We start from the raw sequence: 16,799 nt of genomic DNA, 5'->3' as shown, positions 1-16,799 counted from the left end.
AAAATTATACCATAAGGTCTTTGTCAAGGCAAACAACCTTATGATTAATTATCTTCATATAACTCTGGTTTAGGAACAAATATATAAGGAAGATTCCTGTACTTCTCATCATAATCAAGACCATAACCGATTACAAACTTATTTGGGATCTCAAAACCATTCCAATCAGCTTCAACCTCTTTTACTGATCTACGTGCTGGTTTGTCTAGTAAAGTACAGACCTTAATACTCTTTGGTTTTCTAGTTTCAAGCATACTAATAACATGCTTTAAAGTTAAACCAGTATCTATAATATCCTCTACAAGTATTACATGCTTACCTTCAATACTTTCTTCTAAATCTTTAATAATTCTAACATTACCTGTAGAAGTAGTACCCTCATAACTTGTCACATCCATAAAATCACAAGCAACAGGAAGCTTAACTTGGCGTGCTAAATCAGCCATAAAGATAAAACCTCCCCTTAGAATACATACCAAAACAATATCATCATCTTCATCATAAGCAGCTGTAATGCTTTCTCCTAATTCCTTTACTCTATTTTTTAAAGTCTTCTCATCAATTAATATCTCTTCGATCATATTTTCTAACATATGTTATTCCTCCTAAATTATTTCAATGATTAGTATCTTATCTGTTTCATCCTTTATCTTAAATCTATTATCTATTCTAAATCCTCCAACCCAAAATATATCCCCTTTTTGATTAGTAAATATAGGAATATTGTCTCTTTTAAACAAAGGAACTTTTTGATCGATTAAAAAATCCTTAACCTTCTTAGATCCTTTCATACCTAAAGGATAAAAACGATCACCATCTTGACGCCCTCTGATAATAATTTTTTCTCCAATATTATTGTAATCAAATAATCCAACAGAAGAATCTCCTAATCTCTCTCTCCAAGGATAACTCTTAGCCTCTACAATCTCAAACCTTACTTTCAAACCAAACTTATCAATTTCAGCTAATTTACCTTCTTGAACATCCAACTTATAACTAAAATCATCTACTTCTTTACCTAGTCTACCAAGACTAAATATAATTTGACCATAATTTAGAGAGACCTTAACTTCTCTTGGCAAATCAATACTTGCCCCCGTCTCACCTCTTACCAGAAAACCCAAGACATCCTCTATATGCTTATAATAAAAATCCTTACAATCTCCCTTAAGTATCTTTAATACTTCCCTAACCATCCGACGCTTAATAGCAATATGCTCTTGTGACAACCTATTAACATCTAAAGCAATTACTTTATTCTCTTTAGATAAAACTATTTTATCTAGCTTCTCTTTTACATAACTCTGCAAAAAATCCTCTTCTTCTCTTAAAAGATTCGCAGTTCGATCCAGTGTAGGTATAAGGTTACTATTATAACCTTCTATTAAAAAAGGTATCAACTCCAAACGAACCTTATTTCTAAAATAAGATTTATCAAAATTACTCTGATCAATTCTAGGATTTAATAAATTAACCTGACAATATTTTTCAATCTCTTCTCTTTCAACTTCAAGTAAAGGTCTAACAATATTCTTGATTTTAGGTCTAATACCGCCTAACCCCTTCAAACCAGCCCCACGTATAAACTTCATCAAAACCGTTTCAGCTTGATCTTTTAGATGATGACCTAAAGCTATCTTATCAATCTCTAACTTTTTAGAAAGATCATAAAAAAATTCATACCTTATCCTTCTAGCTGCATCCTCTAATGACAGTCCTTCTTTTTGACTATAATTTTTAACATCATACTCTTTAATACTCACAGAAATATCTAATTGTTCTCCAAAACTTCGAACAAACTGAGCATCTTCCTGTGAATCAACACCCCTTATCCTATGATCCAAATGAGCAATATGTAGGTATAATCCATACTTATCCTTTAAACTATCTAAAATATGTAATAAAGCTAGGGAATCAGGCCCTCCTGATACCCCTACTAAAACCCTGTCTCCATAATTAAAAAGTTCATACTTATTAATGGTCTCCTCTACTTTATCTATTAATTCCATCTTAAACTCAAGAAGAGCTCTTAACTAAAGAGCCTTTCTTAATTTATATCCCCCTCTAATTTAATATATTCTAATAATATAATTACCATACCTAAAAAAGATAAAGTAATAACATCCTATATTAATCACCCTGTAAATATGTGAACGTTTGAAGATTAAAGATACTGTTACACCTTAATCTTTAATCTTCAACATAAAAAGCAAGTTTCCTGCTTAAAATATTATTTTTATTTAATATTAACATTTATCCACCTTAATTACAAGAACCGTCATATCATCACTATTATTATTTCCTTCACTTGCAGCCTTATCTAATATATATTGGGCCAAAGATTGTGGATCATTAATCAAATTATTTTTAAGAATCTTTAATATCCACTCTTCTTTTATAGTTAAATTGTCATTAGTATCTAAGACTCCATCACTCATCATAATGATCATATCTTTATCTTGCAACTGTAATGAATTAGGTTCTATATCTACTTTATTTAAAATACCAATTGGCAGAGAGGTTGATTTGATCATACTAATGTCACTACCTCTTTTAATAAAGCTAGAAGCCGAGCCTACTTTAACAAACTCTCCTCTTCCAGTCTTAGAATCGACGCTAAAGAGATCTACAGTGGCAAAAGTATCTTCACTAGAACGTAGACAAAGGGTAGAATTTACTGTATGTAAAGCAAATTCATAATCCAAACCAGCCTCCAACATTTTCTTCAAAAGAGATACTGCTGCTTTACTCTCCTTATGAGCTTTAGCACCAACACCCATACCATCACTTAAAATCGCTACAAATCTTCTATTTTTTTGGTTAAAGAAAGTATAATGATCTCCCGAAACCCCTTCCTTAGAAGAACTTAATGTTGAAACTCCACCTTCAAACTTATATCTAGAAGCAGGGGCCAACCTACAAACACAATTAGTCTTACCCAGCTCTGCTCCACACTCATTCCAAGTTCTTTCTAAATTAAGGTTTAACTTGCTATTTAACAGAGGTACCATCTTCTTAATACATCTATCATTACCATTACAGCTAATCTTTCTAATAGTCAACTCTAAATCTTCATCATCATAATTACTAGCTAAAACCTCCTTAATTATAAAACCATTATTCTCTAAAATACAACAGACTCTCTCCTTGATATCATTATCTAGTTTAATATCCAAATTAATCTCATTAGATAAATCATTAATAATATTGGACATTCCAGATAACTGATCCAACAAAACCTTTTCACTATTATCTAGTCTAGACCTCCAATAACTATTCAATTCATGCATTTTAATAAATTCATTTATATTCGTAGATAATTTTATCTTTTGAGAACAATTAATACTCATAACCTTATCTAAATCTCCTAGAGTTACTTCTCCTTTGGTTTCAGCTAGATTCAATAGGTTAAACAAAGAACTATAAGTATCATAAAAAGATTTTTGCCAACAAGAACTATACAAATCACATCCTTTACATACCTTATCTGTTAAAAGGTCCATAAAGGTACCTACATTCTCAACCTCATCCTTCTTATTTACAACAATACCACCTGAAAAGGAATCAAATAATTCTTCAAAAATTTTAGAAAAATTCTCTATTCTATAACTTAGATAATCTCCCCACTTTTTATCCTCAATTCGTTCACTTCTTAGCTTGTCCTTCTTTAAAAAATCTAAAGATGGTATTAACTTTTTAGGTGTTAATAAGAAGACCAAACCCGCTAACATACCTTCTCTCATTAGTACAGTAATATAATCTGAGTTATTGATAAAAATCACATAAATTAAATTACTTATTATAAACCCACTAATCACGCCTAACTTCTTTTGATTTTTAAAATTACCAGAAATTAAACCTGCTAAAGCATAATTACCAATTAAAGGATAAGGACTTAAATTAACAATACTATATATAAAGCCAAGAGATACTCCAAGTAACGTTGCTAAATTTGGCCCTGATACAAAAGCTGCCAACATTATCAAATAGGATGCGATTAAGCGAACAATATTTATATCCCCAAAAATCTCAATTGGTACTCCACTAAAGAATAAAGCCACTACAAAAGAAGCCAATACAATTCTAACAATTACTCCTTCATCCTTATCTTCTAAATAAATCAAAACATCTGGCAATATTCTAATAGCCATAATTGTAATCAAAAAAACTAGTAAAACCTCAGAAGACGACGAAATAAATTCAACTGTCGAAGAAGCAAAGATAAGTTGTGGTAATTGACAAATCAAGAAGCTTAATGTAGCTAACAATGAATATCTGAAATCATTAATTACCTCTTTATTTTTAATAGTAGCTATTAAAATAATAATAGCAGCCAAGTACTTAATTGAATATAGACCCAACTGGCTTATATAACCCAAAGAGACTCCTAATAAAATAAAAACAGCTCTTTGTAGCCCTATCATCTTCTTCTCTTTTTGGAAGAAGAAAATACTAAAAAATATAAATCCAAAAGGCATTAGAGAGTCTAATATTATGGTTCTAGCAAATAAAAAAGCTAATACTCCAAAACTCAAATCAAAATAAGGCACCTTATTGTAAATCCTTTTTAATAGGCCATCCTTCTTCTCTTCTGACTTTAAACTATTTTGCCTTTGATAAATTGGTACATCGATACTTTTCAAGATACATCCCCCTCAATATTTTTTATTTCCTTTTTTTTCCTTATAATCTATATTATACACTTTGTCTGAGGGGAATCTTGTCAACAAAAGTAGATTACCGTTCCAAAAATTAAGACAAAATAACAAAAACACCTCCAGAATCTGGAGATGTTTTTTATATAAATTATTATTAAATTCTAATTTGGTAGCGGCGGAGGGACTTGAACCCCCGACTCTACGGGTATGAACCGTATGCTCTAGCCAGCTGAGCTACACCGCCACGATATTTCAAATTGATAGTTTATAATTGATAGTTGATAGTTAAAACCTTAAGAACTTTCTTAAAGAACTTGAACTTAACTTTCAATTATCAATTCTCAACTTTAAACTCGAAAAATGGTTGCACCAGAGGCACTCCCTATTCTAAAAAATCTTTACATTTTGGTTGCGGGGGCTGGATTTGAACCAACGACCTTCGGGTTATGAGCCCGACGAGCTACCAACTGCTCCACCCCGCGACATTATTTAGTTGATAATTGATAGTGGTCAATTGATAGTTAAGACCTTGAGTCTTTTAAATCTTTTTAACTTTCAATTATCAATTGTCAATTGTTAACTTGTAAGTGGTACCGAGGGTCGGGTTCGAACCGACACGGGCTAAAAGCCCACCGGATTTTAAGTCCGATGCGTCTGCCTATTCCGCCACCTCGGCTTACTTTTAATCTTTTCCTTAGGCACATCTAGTATTATATATATATTAACCCTAATAGTCAATTATTATTTTGATTATTTCAAGTCATTAAATCTATTTAACTCCTATTTTCTCTGTTTTACTAATAATAAATAGTATTTTCAATCTTTGTCGTAAATTATCCCTTCTAAGATTCCAGCATCACTTACTTTTAAATTACCCACCTTAAATCTTTCCATTATTCCAAGTAAAATTATTATACCACCTAGGATAATATCTGCTCTTTTAGGAGTTAAACCTTTAACCTTAACTCTCTCTTTTGGAGATAAAGAACTTAGTCTATTAAATATCTTCTCTATACTTTCTTTATCTAATATTGTACCATGAACAATATCTTTGTTATAAGCTTCTAGTTTCTTTTCTATAGCAGCTAAAGTTGTTACTGTTCCTCCAACACCAAATAAGGTCTTTACTTCTTTATATATATTTATATTCTTTAGTGATTTCTTTACCTCTTTAAAGATATTATCTAGATCACCTCCATAACTCTCAGTTAATCTAAGAGCTCCTAAATCAATACTAAAGTAATTCTCTACCCTATCTTTATTGGCAAAGATAAACTCTGTGCTACCTCCCCCAATATCTATAGTTAATGACCCTTGAAAATCATTATCAAAGGAAGAAAGAAGACCTAAGTATGACAGTCTAGCTTCCTCTTCTCCAGATACAATATCAATCTCTATACCAACCTCTTCTTTTACACTCTTTAAAAATTGATCTTTATTTTTTGCTGACCTAACTGCACTGGTGGCAACAGCATAAATTTCACCATTATAATTTTTTATAATATTTTTGTACTCTTTTAGTACATCTATTGTTCTCTTAATCGCTTTACCGTTTAATATTTTAGTCTTATCAACACCTTCACCTAATCTTGGTGTCCTTAACTTAGCTTCCAAAGTCTTAACCTTGTCATCGTTCTTATGACCTACCAATAACCTAACTGAATTAGTACCAATATCAATTGCTCCAATTGCCATTATATTTCCTCCCCCTCCAAAGATAGGCAACAATCTTTTGGATTAATCTCACCATATTCCTCCTTCAATAACTTATCTACTATCTTACCGACAGGATTATTAGGATTGACTAAATAGTGAGCATAATGAGTATGCAAACATTTAATCCCGTCAAATTCCATTATACCTCCTACACCAGATTGGCTTAGAACTCGGTGTTGGCCCGGATTTTTCTCCTTTAATTGCTTTAATCGCTCATCTTCAACCAATTCTAATCTATATTTTGCATAATCTCTATGAGCTTCTTCTAACCGATGATTTAAGTCTTTGTCTTCTTTTATCTTCTCTTGTATCTCTTGTACTAACCCTTTTCCTTCAAGTTTACCTATTCTATAATTAAGCTCTTTACAACTAAGCCAAAGAGTAGTAGGAAACACCCCCACACTATCCTTTTTTTCTAAAATTGGACTACTAACAATAACTTGAGGTCTCCCACCCTTGCACCTCTTAGCAACTTTCACTAAATTTCTAGGTCTTCTTCCTAATTGCGCTTCTAAAACTTTCAAGTCTTCTTCATTATAATTCATATAATCGCTCCTTCTTTAAATATATTTTATCCATATTAACTAATATAACCCGTTTTGCTATATAGTAATTAAGTGTCAGTAGTCTGTGTCAGTGAAAATCAAAACCTAATAAACCTATAGTTCTTAAGGTTTTACTGACACTGACTACTGACACAGACACTAGTAATAAAGCTCCGCTTTATTACTATATACAAACAAACACCCCCAAAAAAATTGAGGGTGTCAATATATATTAATTACTATTCCCGCTTCTCTTTTCCAGACTTCTCTTTAGATCTTGTTGCCTTTGGTTACTATCTTTTAAGAAGTTCTCCATCATATCATCAAAGGATGGTTTAGGTTCTCTAAACTTCTTCTTCTTCTTTTTAGGAGCTTCTATCTGTTTGATGGATAGTCCTATCTTTCCTTTATCATCGATAGATATAACCTTAACATTAACAATTTCATTCATCTTTAAGAAATTATTAACATCTTTAACATAAGTATCAGCCACTTCGGAAATGTGGATTAACCCGGTCTCACCTCCATCTAACTCAACAAACGCACCAAAATTAGTGATCCCAGTAACTTTTCCCTCTACAACACTTCCAACCTCAATTGACATTCTTTAAAAATCCTCCTCATAAATTTTATAATTATTAACATCTAGATTAATCCATTACATTATATAACACCAATCACTAGATGTCAACTAATTAACCCTTCATAGTCAAAGATATTCTCCCTCGCTCTAACTCTACAGACAGCACTTTCACTTCTACTACATCTCCTACTTCTACTATATCTAAAGGATCTTCCACATACTCATTGCTCATCTGAGATATATGAACTAAACCATCTTCTTTAACCCCAACATCTACAAAGGCCCCAAAATCAACTACATTACGAACAGTTCCTTGCAAAATCATACCTTCCTTTAATTCTTCCAGTTTTAAAATGTCACTTCTAAATATAGGTTTAGCTAGATCCTCCCTTGGATCACGGCCTGGCTTCAATACGGAATCTACAATATCCTTTAAAGTAAGCATACCTATGTCTAATTCTTCTGAAACCTCTTTTAGATCAAAATCTTTAATTTTTTCTCGTAAATCTCTTAATTCATTTTTATCTTTTAAACTTTCTAAACCAAAACCTAAATCTTCTAACAACTTTTTTGCCACACTATAAGATTCAGGATGGATAGAAGTTTGGTCTAATGGATTATTACCCTCTTTAACCTTCAAAAATCCTGCTGCCTGCAAGAAAGTCTTTGGCCCTAGACGATATACCTCTTTTAACTCCTTTCTACTCTTAAACCCACCATTTTCTTCTCTATATTTAATTATATTCTTTGCCACACTAGAATTTATACCTGCCACGTATTCTAGCAAAGAAGTAGAAGCTGTATTTAAATCAACTCCAACATGATTAACTACTGATTCTACTACCTCACCTAAAGATTTTTCTAATTTAACTGAACTGATATCATGTTGATACATTCCAACCCCTATACTCTTAGGATCAATTTTTACTAATTCTGCCAAAGGATCCTGTAACCTTCTACCAATAGAAATAGCTCCTCGTATCGAGACGTTTAGCTCAGGAAATTCTTTTTTTGCCAATGGAGACGCAGAATAAACAGAAGCCCCAGCTTCACTTATAATAATATACTTTAAGTCACCTCCAACCTCTTCAATAATCTCAGCTACCATAAGTTCAGTCTCTCTAGATGCCGTACCATTTCCAATAGCAACAACCTCTATTTTATACTCTTTAATTAACCCTATTAATTTTTCTTTAGCTTCTTTCATCCTTTCTTGAGGTGAATGTGGATATATAGTATTTTTCTCTAAAAAATCTCCAAACTGGTTCAAAACAACTACTTTACAACCAGTCCTATAAGCTGGATCTATAGCTAAAACTCTAACCTTAGATAAAGGAGGTTGTAACAAAAGGTTTCTTAGATTTTTGACAAATACATCTATTGCATGATCTTCTGCTTTATCAGTTAAGTAATTTCTAACCTCTCTTTCAATAGCCGGGCCAACCAACCTTTTATAAGCATCTGCAATAGCTTCTTTTATCTCCTCTTTAAATATCGAATTCCCAGTAATAAATTCATCTTCTAATTTCTTGATAACTCTATCTTCATCTGCACCGACCTTGATTCTTAAAACACCTTCCTTCTCACCTCTATTAATAGCCATTGTTCTATATGGAGGCACTTTACTGATCCCCTCTTTATATTCATAATAATCTTCATAAGGTGTGCGCTCCTTAGGTTCTACTTTTAACTCTGATAATAAAGTACCATAATTGAAAGTTATTTCTCTAGCCATCTGTCTACTTTCTGGACTATCAGCCACATACTCAGCAATAATATCTCTAACACCAGCTAAAACGTCCTCAATGCTATCTAAACCTTTATCTTCATCTACAAATTTCTGGGCCAACTCTTCAAGTGACCCAGAACTGACTTCTTGAGCTAGAAAGGTTTGAGCTAAAGGATCTAACCCTTTCTCCTTTGCCTTAGTAGCTCTGGTCTTCCTCTTTTGTTTGTAAGGCCTGTATAAATCCTCTACCTCTTGTAACTTAGTAGCACCTCCTATCTTCCTTTCTAATTCTTCAGTCAACTTATCTTGCTTATCGATGGATGCTAAAACTTCTTCTTTTCTCTCTTCTAGTCTCCTTAAATAATCTAACCTGTCATTTAAATTCCTTAACTGAGTCTCATCTAAGTTACCAGTCATCTCTTTTCGGTAACGAGCAATAAAGGGGATAGTATTTCCTTCATCTAATAAATTAATAGTTCTTTTAACTTGTCCAAGATTCAACTTTAGCTCATCTGCTAAGACCTTCTCTAAATTAATCTTCAATTAATTTACCTCCAAAGTCTATAATTATATTTAGTCCTCTATTATAATATATAACATTTCTCCTTTTTTAACCAACCCTAGCTCTTCTCTGGCTATCTGCTCTATAAAATCTGGAGAGTTAATATCTTCAACCTGAGTCTCTAAGCTACTTTTAACTCTTTCTAACTCTAATATATCATCTTCTACTGCAGCTATCTTTCTCTCAATATTTGCATACTCAACATAGCCTTGATAAAAATTAAAGATTATAGCTCCTACTATACTAAGCAAAGTAATTAAAATAACCCTTCCTACCCAACGCCTTTTGCGTTTTCTTTTTTCATCATTAATCTCTCTTTTTGACTTATACCTCTCCATATTATTAGATTACCTCCTGAAAAAATCATCTTTAATAATAATATTCTTCACATCTTCTCAATTACCTGTGATTATCTCCTAAATACTTTCGTTAGGCATTTCTTTATATTCAAATATCCAAATCTAATCTGTCGCCCCAAAAAGAAGGCTATATTTTTTAATCTATTAAAAATATAGTTTATAAAATTTAAAGTTCCTCTATAGAAATTTATCATAAAAACACTTAAAGTAGAGTAATAAATTAATTGACCTGAAATAATCCCTAAAAATATATAGAGTCTGACCTCACCTCCATTACTATATATCAAAATAATGAAAGTAATCAGAGTGATTAATAAAGAAAACAACAAATCCCCCAAATCAGTAAATAATCTCTTAACCCTAATCTTCCACCTCAAGACCCTATACAGATCAAAAATTATACCTATTCCAATACCCAGTAATAACATGTTAAAGAAAGTTAAAAGTTCTAACTTCAAAAAAGCCATATCTTCACCACCTCTAGGTTAATACGATTGTTATTTAAACAATCGCTTAATAAACCCACCAACCTTAGGATCTTGATCATATTTTATCTCTTTAACATACCCCTCTAAAGAAAAATCTTTTTCTTCTAAATCTAGCTTTTTAACATGTAAACCCTCTCCTAATATGATCATATTACCTAGATTCGTCTCTAATAAAACCTCCTCTTCACTAAAACTAACAACTTCTATCACACCACTTAACTCTAATTTCTTTCTATCAGCTAGAGTTAAGTGGTGTCTCTTTCCTTTACCTTCCATATTATCACCTCTCTTTTGCTTAATATTTATGCTAAAGAGAAGCCCCCTATTCATAAAAAACTTCTAGCCTAGGCTAGAAGTTTCACAGGAAATGGTACTCATCCTGCCACTTATTTTTCTTAGTTCTCGCTTTGGATAAATTATCAATAGACCCAACCCCACCATTAGGATTTGAATCATCTTGTTGCAAAAGAAGATTATCCAACTCTTCATCATATCGATAATCTGTAAACCTATCAAAATAAGACCTTCTATCTTCCATTTAACCATCCTCCTTATCGATAGATTTACTATTATTCTAACTAAAAGAAGTGATTTTTATTAAAGTTTTATAGTAATAAAGCATAGCTTTATTACTAGTAGCACGATAGTGCAACTTTATTAACTTAAACATAAAAAAGAGCCCATCTCTGGGCTCCTTTAAAAAACTATATAATTGCCTCTTCCGTATCTGCATCAAAGATATGCATCTTATCAAGATCGAAAGCAAATTTCATCTTGTCTCCAACTTGAGCTTCACTCTCTGGGTCTACAATAGCCACAATAGTTTGACCATCTATAGTAATGTGTAGATTAATTTCAGATCCCATTGGCTCAACAACTTCAACTTCAGCGTCTACTAAGTCTGCATTATCAAGCAGTTGACCTTCAGCAGTATTTGGATCAATTATATCCTCAGGACGAATTCCAAATACAACTTCTTTATCAACATAAGTCTCTAGCTCTTTCATTGCTTGAGACATATTAGCTGGAATGTTAACTTCAAAGGTTTCTCCTTTGATTACAAGACCTTCACCTTTAGCTTCAATCTTTGCATCTAAGAAGTTCATTGCCGGACTACCGATAAATCCTGCTACGAACATATTATTTGGTTGGTTATAAAGGCTAATTGGGTCATCAATTTGTTGGATAACACCATCTTTAAGAACTACAATTCTATCAGCTAAAGTCATCGCCTCAATCTGATCATGTGTTACATAAATAGTTGTAGTCTGTAATCTTTCATGCAACTTACTTAACTCAGCTCTCATCTGAACTCTCAACTTAGCATCTAAGTTTGACAACGGCTCATCCATTAAGAACACCTTTGGTTCACGTACAATCGCACGACCCATAGCTACACGCTGACGCTGTCCACCTGATAAAGCCTTAGGCTTTCTATCTAATAATGGTTCAATACCTAAAATCTGTGCAGCATCTTTAACTCTTCTGTCTATATCATCAGCAGGGTATTTTCTTAATTTAAGACCAAAAGCCATATTATCATAAACATTCATATGTGGATATAGAGCATAATTTTGGAACACCATTGCAATATCTCTATCTTTAGGTGCTACATCATTTACTACGTCATCACCTATATAAAGTTCACCCTCAGTAATTTCCTCTAATCCAGCGATCATTCTTAATGTAGTAGACTTACCACACCCAGAAGGTCCAACTAAAACGACAAATTCCTTATCTTTAATATCAATGTTCGCTCCAGAAACTGCCAATACCTCATCATAACGCTTAACAATATTCTTCAATGTTACCTTAGCCATTATATAATTCCTCCCTAAATTAATTTTTTAGTAGATTTTCTAACAACTAATCTACTTTCTAATATTTCAATCCTCTCTTTAATTTCATCTTCATTAATCAAAGAGAAGAGCTTATTAGCTGAACTAACCCCTAATTGGTACATAGGCTGAGCTACTGTCGTTAAAGGCGGGTCTATTACAGAGGTTACAATAGTATCCTCAAAACCAACAACCCCTATATCTTCAGGTATCAAAAATCCTCCCATTTTAATTGCCTCTATGGCCCCTACAGCAATAAGATCATTTGCAGCAAAGATAGCCTCAGGCGGTTCGGTTAATTTTAATACCTCTAAGAATCCTTCATAACCAGTATCCCTATCCCAATCTCCATTTATAATTAATTCTTCTTTAAATTCGATGTTATAAGCTCTAAGAGCTTCCTTATAACCAGTCAATATATTTTGGGCTTGTAGGTTATCCTTTGGCCCATTGATTAATGCTATCCTTCTATACCCACTCTTTAGTAGAAGATCAGTTGCCTTAGAGGCACCAACTGCATTATCAATGATTACCGAAGGTAGTATCAAATCCTCAACGAAACGATTTGCCAATACAATAGGATAATCTGATAAACCTAATTTAATCACCTTATCATTAACCAACCCTGACCCTAAAAATATTATTCCTGCAATCTTATTCGATTCTAGCCATTCAATATAAGATAATTCTTCTTTTTCCTTACCATCACTATTACAAATAATTACTTGGTAGCCACTTTGAATAGCTATATCCTGAACCCCTCTTGCTACCTCAGAGTAGAAATTACTTGAGATATCAGGCAAAATTAAACCAATCATCTTGGTCTCTTGCTTAGCCAAATTACGAGCCAACTGATTGGGCTTGTAATTATACTTCTTAACCAACTCCAATATCTTATCTCGAGTATCTTCACCTACTCCAGGCTTATTATTAATTGCCCTTGAAACTGTAGATTCAGAGACACCAACCATCTGAGCAAGATCTTTCATTGTAATAGTCATAAAAACCTCCTAACGCAACCGCTTGAGTAAGATTTCAAAAAAACAACGCAAGCGCTTGAGTGGTTAAAGGAAAAAAGAACCTACTACTCCCTTTGCGGTTATAATAAGTCCTTATCTGCTTGTTTCCTTATAACTTAATCTTATTCATTATTATAAAGTATAACATAATTAATTTTAAATGACAAGATTTTTTTAGAAAAATTCACTTAACATGACCTTCTAATAATCAGCTCTGGTTCTAGCTCTTTTTGAACTACTTCTAGTTGCTTAGAATTAATCTCTTTAGCTAAAATCTCCACACCTAACCTACCCATCTTTGTCATAGGCTGACTAACAGTAGTTAACTTTAGATATCGGGCCAACTCTATATTATCATAACCTATCAAAGCAAAATCTTCTGGAACCTTTAACCCAGACTCTTCAATTGCTTGTAATGCCCCTATAGCTTGATTATCTGAAGCTGCAAAGACCGCGCTAGGCCATCTATCTTTTGTCTCTTTTAATAACTGCTCCATCAACTTGTAGCCAGATTCTTCTGTGAATTGACCCTCTTTATATAAGTTTTCATCAAGCTTTAGTCCCTTAGCCTTAAACCCAGCTTTAACACCTCTTAACCTCTCCTTTGCCTGCTTTGACCTTAATGATCCATTAAGAAAAGCTATCTTCTTATGACCCAAATCAATTAGATATTCTATGGCTTCTTTAGCCCCTGAAAAATCATTAACAAAGATAGAACTCACTTCATCTTGCAAATCATTTACTAAAACCAAAGGTAAGTTAAGATCTTTAAACCTCTTCACCTCTTTTTTAGTCATTGAAAGAGTAATAGCTAAGACCCCATCAACCCTTCTTTCTTTTAATATACGATCAATATGTTTATCCTTCTGCTCTTTATTTTCAACATTAAATAAAACTAAATCTAAATCAATCTGCTGCAATTCTTCTTGCACACCTTTTAATACTTCTACAAAGAAATGATGGGTAAAACAAGGTACAATAACACCTATTGATCCTGTCTTCTGTAAAGCCAAGCCTCTTGCCATAGCATTTGGTTGATAATTTAATTCCTTAATAGCCTCCAATACCTTCTCTCTAGTTTTGTCACTTACTCTCTCGCTATTATTTAAAACCCTTGATACAGTACCAATTCCTACATCAGCCCATTCAGCAACATCATATATAGTAACCTTTTTCATTCTATCCCTTCCCTTCTAGAGGGCTTTTATATCAAATGTACAATTTACAATTTGCAGTCCCCACGATTATATCCTTATAATTAGGGGTAGGCACAAAGACCTGCCCCTATAACAATTAACGATCTTTAATTGTTGATATATAATTAATTTACATTTAATATCTCACTCATTAATTTTTATAAGAATTTTAACTGTACCCTGTAAACTCTACTTAGTCATCTCCATTACTGCTTCTTTTAAGCTCTCTAACTTATTATTAGCTTCCTTCTCTGTATCTCCCTTTACAGAGAAATAGAACTTAACCTTCGGCTCAGTCCCTGATGGTCTAACTGTAACTAAGCTATCATCTTCTAATAAAAATTGTAATACGTTAGATTGAGGAAGATCGATACTTGACTCTTTACCCTCTACTAGGTCATAGCTCTTACCAACTAAATAATCCTTCTTTAAAGTAACCTTTTGATTATTGATTTTTTCAGGGCTATCCTCTCTTAAACCTTTTAATAGAGATTCTATCTTTTCTTTACCTTCCTTACCTGGCATCCTTATAGCCTCAAGATCAGCTTTGTAATATCCATACTCTTCATATATTCTAGTTAACTCACCATAAATGGAACTTCCCTTTGCTTTATAATAAGCAGCCATCTCAGCAATTAACATAGCTGCTACAATTGCATCCTTGTCCCTAGCATGGGTTCCATAAAGATATCCATAACTCTCTTCAAAGCCAAATATATATTCTTTATCATATTTCCCCTCTTTAAACTCTCTAATCTTCTCGCCAATATATTTAAAACCAGTTAAAGTCTCCATTACATCTAAACCATACTTTTTAGCAATTGACCTAATCATCTCAGTAGTTACAACTGTTTTAATTACAACACCATTATCAGGAACTTCTTCTAAGGAATTAATAATATATTCAGTCAATAAGATCCCTACTTGATTTCCATTTAAGAAAGCCCATTGATTTTTATCGTCCTTAACAGCAATACCAACTCTATCTGCATCAGGATCATGTGCCATAATCAATTCTGCACCCTTTTGATCTGCAAGTTTAATACCCAGTTCAAAAACTGCTGGTTCCTCTGGATTTGGGTAAGATACTGTAGAGAAGTTTGGATCTGGCTTCTCTTGCTCCTTTACTATATGAACATTTCTAAAGCCTAATTCATCTAAAATTCTTTGCATAGGAACATTTCCAGTTCCATGTAAAGGTGTAAAGACTATACCTAAATCCTCACCTACTTCTTTAATAATCTGAGGATTTAATGATAGCTCTTTTAAAGTTTTGATGTACTTATCATCCATTTCAGGGTTGATAATCTCAAATAATCCAGCCTCTTTAGCTTCATCTTTACTAACTCTCTTAACTTCATTAAAATCTTCTATAGAATTAACCTCTTCAATAATTCCTTTATCATGGGGTGGAACAACTTGAGCTCCATCTTCCCAATAAACCTTGTAACCATTGTACTCAGGTGGATTGTGACTTGCTGTAACCATAATTCCTGCAGTAGCTCCAAGTTCTCTTACTGCAAAAGAAAGTTCTGGGGTAGGTCTTAAATCATCAAATAAGTAAGCCTTAATCCGATTACCTGCTAATACTAAAGCAGCTTCTGTAGCAAATTCCCTTGACTTATGTCTTGAATCATGAGATATAACTACTCCTTTTGCCTTATCTCCTTCTTTAATTATATGATTAGCCAATCCTTGAGTAGCTTTTCTAATAGTATACTTATTAATCCTATTAGTTCCCGCTCCAATAATTCCTCTTAATCCACCGGTACCAAAGTCTAAACTAGTATAAAATCTTTCTTCAATCTCCTTTTCATCACCAGATATGTCTCTTAGTTCTTTCTTTGTTTCTACATCAAAGTAATCACTCTCTAACCATTCTTCATACTTAGCCTTGTAATTCATCAATATCTCTCCTTTAATTTTTTCTTTAATATATATATATATAATATACATTATATACTATATATCAATCTACTAACAATAAAAGATACTTCACTAATTAAATCAATATTCAATATAAATCTAATTAAGGGAATTATGTTACTATATTAGTTAAAAATAACTCAAATCCTTCTTTTATAGTCAAATTTGTGAGATTTGGAC

General features: G+C 32.8%; 15 protein-coding genes and 3 tRNA genes. All 18 read right to left on the bottom strand.

Features of this window, described 5'->3' with window-relative positions:
- Positions 1-44 precede the first annotated feature (44 nt).
- The 18 genes from hpt to HALSAC_RS0108160 all read right to left on the bottom strand — a co-directional run bounded on the left by hpt (position 45) and on the right by HALSAC_RS0108160 (position 16,598).
- A complete protein-coding gene (gene hpt, locus HALSAC_RS0108245; RefSeq protein WP_027339865.1) occupies positions 45-593 on the bottom strand; it encodes a hypoxanthine phosphoribosyltransferase in 549 nt (182 codons plus the stop codon).
- Positions 594-605: 12 nt separating this feature from the next.
- Positions 606-2,009, bottom strand: coding sequence for a tRNA lysidine(34) synthetase TilS (gene tilS, locus HALSAC_RS0108240; protein WP_027339864.1), 1,404 nt, complete (start codon positions 2,007-2,009; stop codon positions 606-608).
- Between the two features lie 237 nt (positions 2,010-2,246).
- Positions 2,247-4,643, bottom strand: coding sequence for a stage II sporulation protein E (spoIIE, locus tag HALSAC_RS0108235; protein WP_027339863.1), 2,397 nt, complete (start codon positions 4,641-4,643; stop codon positions 2,247-2,249).
- Between the two features lie 182 nt (positions 4,644-4,825).
- Positions 4,826-4,902, bottom strand: a tRNA-Met gene (locus tag HALSAC_RS0108230).
- Positions 4,903-5,064: 162 nt separating this feature from the next.
- A tRNA-Met gene (locus tag HALSAC_RS0108225) sits at positions 5,065-5,140 on the bottom strand.
- A 106-nt stretch (positions 5,141-5,246) separates the two neighbouring features.
- A tRNA-Leu gene (locus HALSAC_RS0108220) sits at positions 5,247-5,334 on the bottom strand.
- Between the two features lie 140 nt (positions 5,335-5,474).
- The gene (locus tag HALSAC_RS0108215) at positions 5,475-6,353 is read right to left on the bottom strand and encodes a Ppx/GppA phosphatase family protein (protein ID WP_027339862.1); all 879 of its coding nucleotides are present in this window, start codon (positions 6,351-6,353) and stop codon (positions 5,475-5,477) included.
- Positions 6,353-6,919: a DUF501 domain-containing protein gene (locus HALSAC_RS0108210; RefSeq protein ID WP_027339861.1), complete on the bottom strand. Its 567-nt coding sequence runs from the start codon at positions 6,917-6,919 to the stop codon at positions 6,353-6,355. Before HALSAC_RS0108210 ends, HALSAC_RS0108215 begins: the two co-directional genes overlap by 1 nt.
- 232 nt (positions 6,920-7,151) lie before the next feature.
- On the bottom strand, positions 7,152-7,523 hold the full coding sequence (locus tag HALSAC_RS0108205; RefSeq protein ID WP_027339860.1) for a S1 RNA-binding domain-containing protein: 372 nt from the start codon (positions 7,521-7,523) through the stop codon (positions 7,152-7,154).
- Between the two features lie 91 nt (positions 7,524-7,614).
- On the bottom strand, positions 7,615-9,774 hold the full coding sequence (locus HALSAC_RS0108200; RefSeq protein WP_156924161.1) for a Tex family protein: 2,160 nt from the start codon (positions 9,772-9,774) through the stop codon (positions 7,615-7,617).
- A 30-nt stretch (positions 9,775-9,804) separates the two neighbouring features.
- Positions 9,805-10,131 (bottom strand): FtsB family cell division protein, encoded by a 327-nt coding sequence (locus HALSAC_RS0108195; RefSeq protein WP_051412148.1) that lies wholly within the window; start codon positions 10,129-10,131, stop codon positions 9,805-9,807.
- A gap of 71 nt (positions 10,132-10,202) precedes the next feature.
- On the bottom strand, positions 10,203-10,619 hold the full coding sequence (yabQ, locus tag HALSAC_RS17830; protein ID WP_027339857.1) for a spore cortex biosynthesis protein YabQ: 417 nt from the start codon (positions 10,617-10,619) through the stop codon (positions 10,203-10,205).
- 30 nt (positions 10,620-10,649) lie between these two features.
- Positions 10,650-10,916, bottom strand: a complete 267-nt coding sequence (gene yabP / locus HALSAC_RS0108185) for a sporulation protein YabP (RefSeq protein WP_051412175.1) — start codon at positions 10,914-10,916, stop codon at positions 10,650-10,652.
- Between the two features lie 82 nt (positions 10,917-10,998).
- Positions 10,999-11,178, bottom strand: a complete 180-nt coding sequence (locus tag HALSAC_RS0108180) for a hypothetical protein (protein WP_027339855.1) — start codon at positions 11,176-11,178, stop codon at positions 10,999-11,001.
- Positions 11,179-11,344: 166 nt separating this feature from the next.
- Positions 11,345-12,460, bottom strand: coding sequence for an ABC transporter ATP-binding protein (locus HALSAC_RS0108175; protein ID WP_027339854.1), 1,116 nt, complete (start codon positions 12,458-12,460; stop codon positions 11,345-11,347).
- Between the two features lie 14 nt (positions 12,461-12,474).
- Entirely contained in the window at positions 12,475-13,479 is a 1,005-nt protein-coding gene (locus tag HALSAC_RS0108170) for a LacI family DNA-binding transcriptional regulator (RefSeq protein ID WP_027339853.1), read from the bottom strand.
- A gap of 206 nt (positions 13,480-13,685) precedes the next feature.
- Positions 13,686-14,675 (bottom strand): LacI family DNA-binding transcriptional regulator, encoded by a 990-nt coding sequence (locus HALSAC_RS0108165; RefSeq protein ID WP_027339852.1) that lies wholly within the window; start codon positions 14,673-14,675, stop codon positions 13,686-13,688.
- A gap of 207 nt (positions 14,676-14,882) precedes the next feature.
- Positions 14,883-16,598: a phospho-sugar mutase gene (locus HALSAC_RS0108160; protein ID WP_027339851.1), complete on the bottom strand. Its 1,716-nt coding sequence runs from the start codon at positions 16,596-16,598 to the stop codon at positions 14,883-14,885.
- Between the last annotated feature and the right edge of the window lie 201 nt (positions 16,599-16,799).

Origin of the sequence: Halonatronum saccharophilum DSM 13868 (assembly GCF_000517025.1) — a bacterium.
Classification (GTDB): domain Bacteria; phylum Bacillota; class Halanaerobiia; order Halobacteroidales; family Halobacteroidaceae; genus Halonatronum; species Halonatronum saccharophilum.
The sequence above is the reverse complement of the archived record's forward strand: the minus strand, read 5'-3'. Positions and strand labels throughout refer to the sequence as shown.

Bases quoted from the DNA above. Each gene is read 5' to 3' on its own strand.
- hpt (WP_027339865.1), bottom strand. From the start codon at position 593: ATGTTAGAAAATATGATCGAAGAGATATTAATTGATGAGAAGACTTTA.
- tilS (WP_027339864.1), bottom strand. From the start codon at position 2,009: ATGGAATTAATAGATAAAGTAGAGGAGACCATTAATAAGTATGAACTT.
- HALSAC_RS0108215 (WP_027339862.1), bottom strand. From the start codon at position 6,353: ATGGCAATTGGAGCAATTGATATTGGTACTAATTCAGTTAGGTTATTG.
- HALSAC_RS0108210 (WP_027339861.1), bottom strand. From the start codon at position 6,919: ATGAATTATAATGAAGAAGACTTGAAAGTTTTAGAAGCGCAATTAGGA.
- HALSAC_RS0108205 (WP_027339860.1), bottom strand. From the start codon at position 7,523: ATGTCAATTGAGGTTGGAAGTGTTGTAGAGGGAAAAGTTACTGGGATC.
- HALSAC_RS0108195 (WP_051412148.1), bottom strand. From the start codon at position 10,131: ATGGAGAGGTATAAGTCAAAAAGAGAGATTAATGATGAAAAAAGAAAA.
- yabQ (WP_027339857.1), bottom strand. From the start codon at position 10,619: ATGGCTTTTTTGAAGTTAGAACTTTTAACTTTCTTTAACATGTTATTA.
- yabP (WP_051412175.1), bottom strand. From the start codon at position 10,916: ATGGAAGGTAAAGGAAAGAGACACCACTTAACTCTAGCTGATAGAAAG.
- HALSAC_RS0108180 (WP_027339855.1), bottom strand. From the start codon at position 11,178: ATGGAAGATAGAAGGTCTTATTTTGATAGGTTTACAGATTATCGATAT.
- HALSAC_RS0108175 (WP_027339854.1), bottom strand. From the start codon at position 12,460: ATGGCTAAGGTAACATTGAAGAATATTGTTAAGCGTTATGATGAGGTA.
- HALSAC_RS0108170 (WP_027339853.1), bottom strand. From the start codon at position 13,479: ATGACTATTACAATGAAAGATCTTGCTCAGATGGTTGGTGTCTCTGAA.
- HALSAC_RS0108165 (WP_027339852.1), bottom strand. From the start codon at position 14,675: ATGAAAAAGGTTACTATATATGATGTTGCTGAATGGGCTGATGTAGGA.
- HALSAC_RS0108160 (WP_027339851.1), bottom strand. From the start codon at position 16,598: ATGAATTACAAGGCTAAGTATGAAGAATGGTTAGAGAGTGATTACTTT.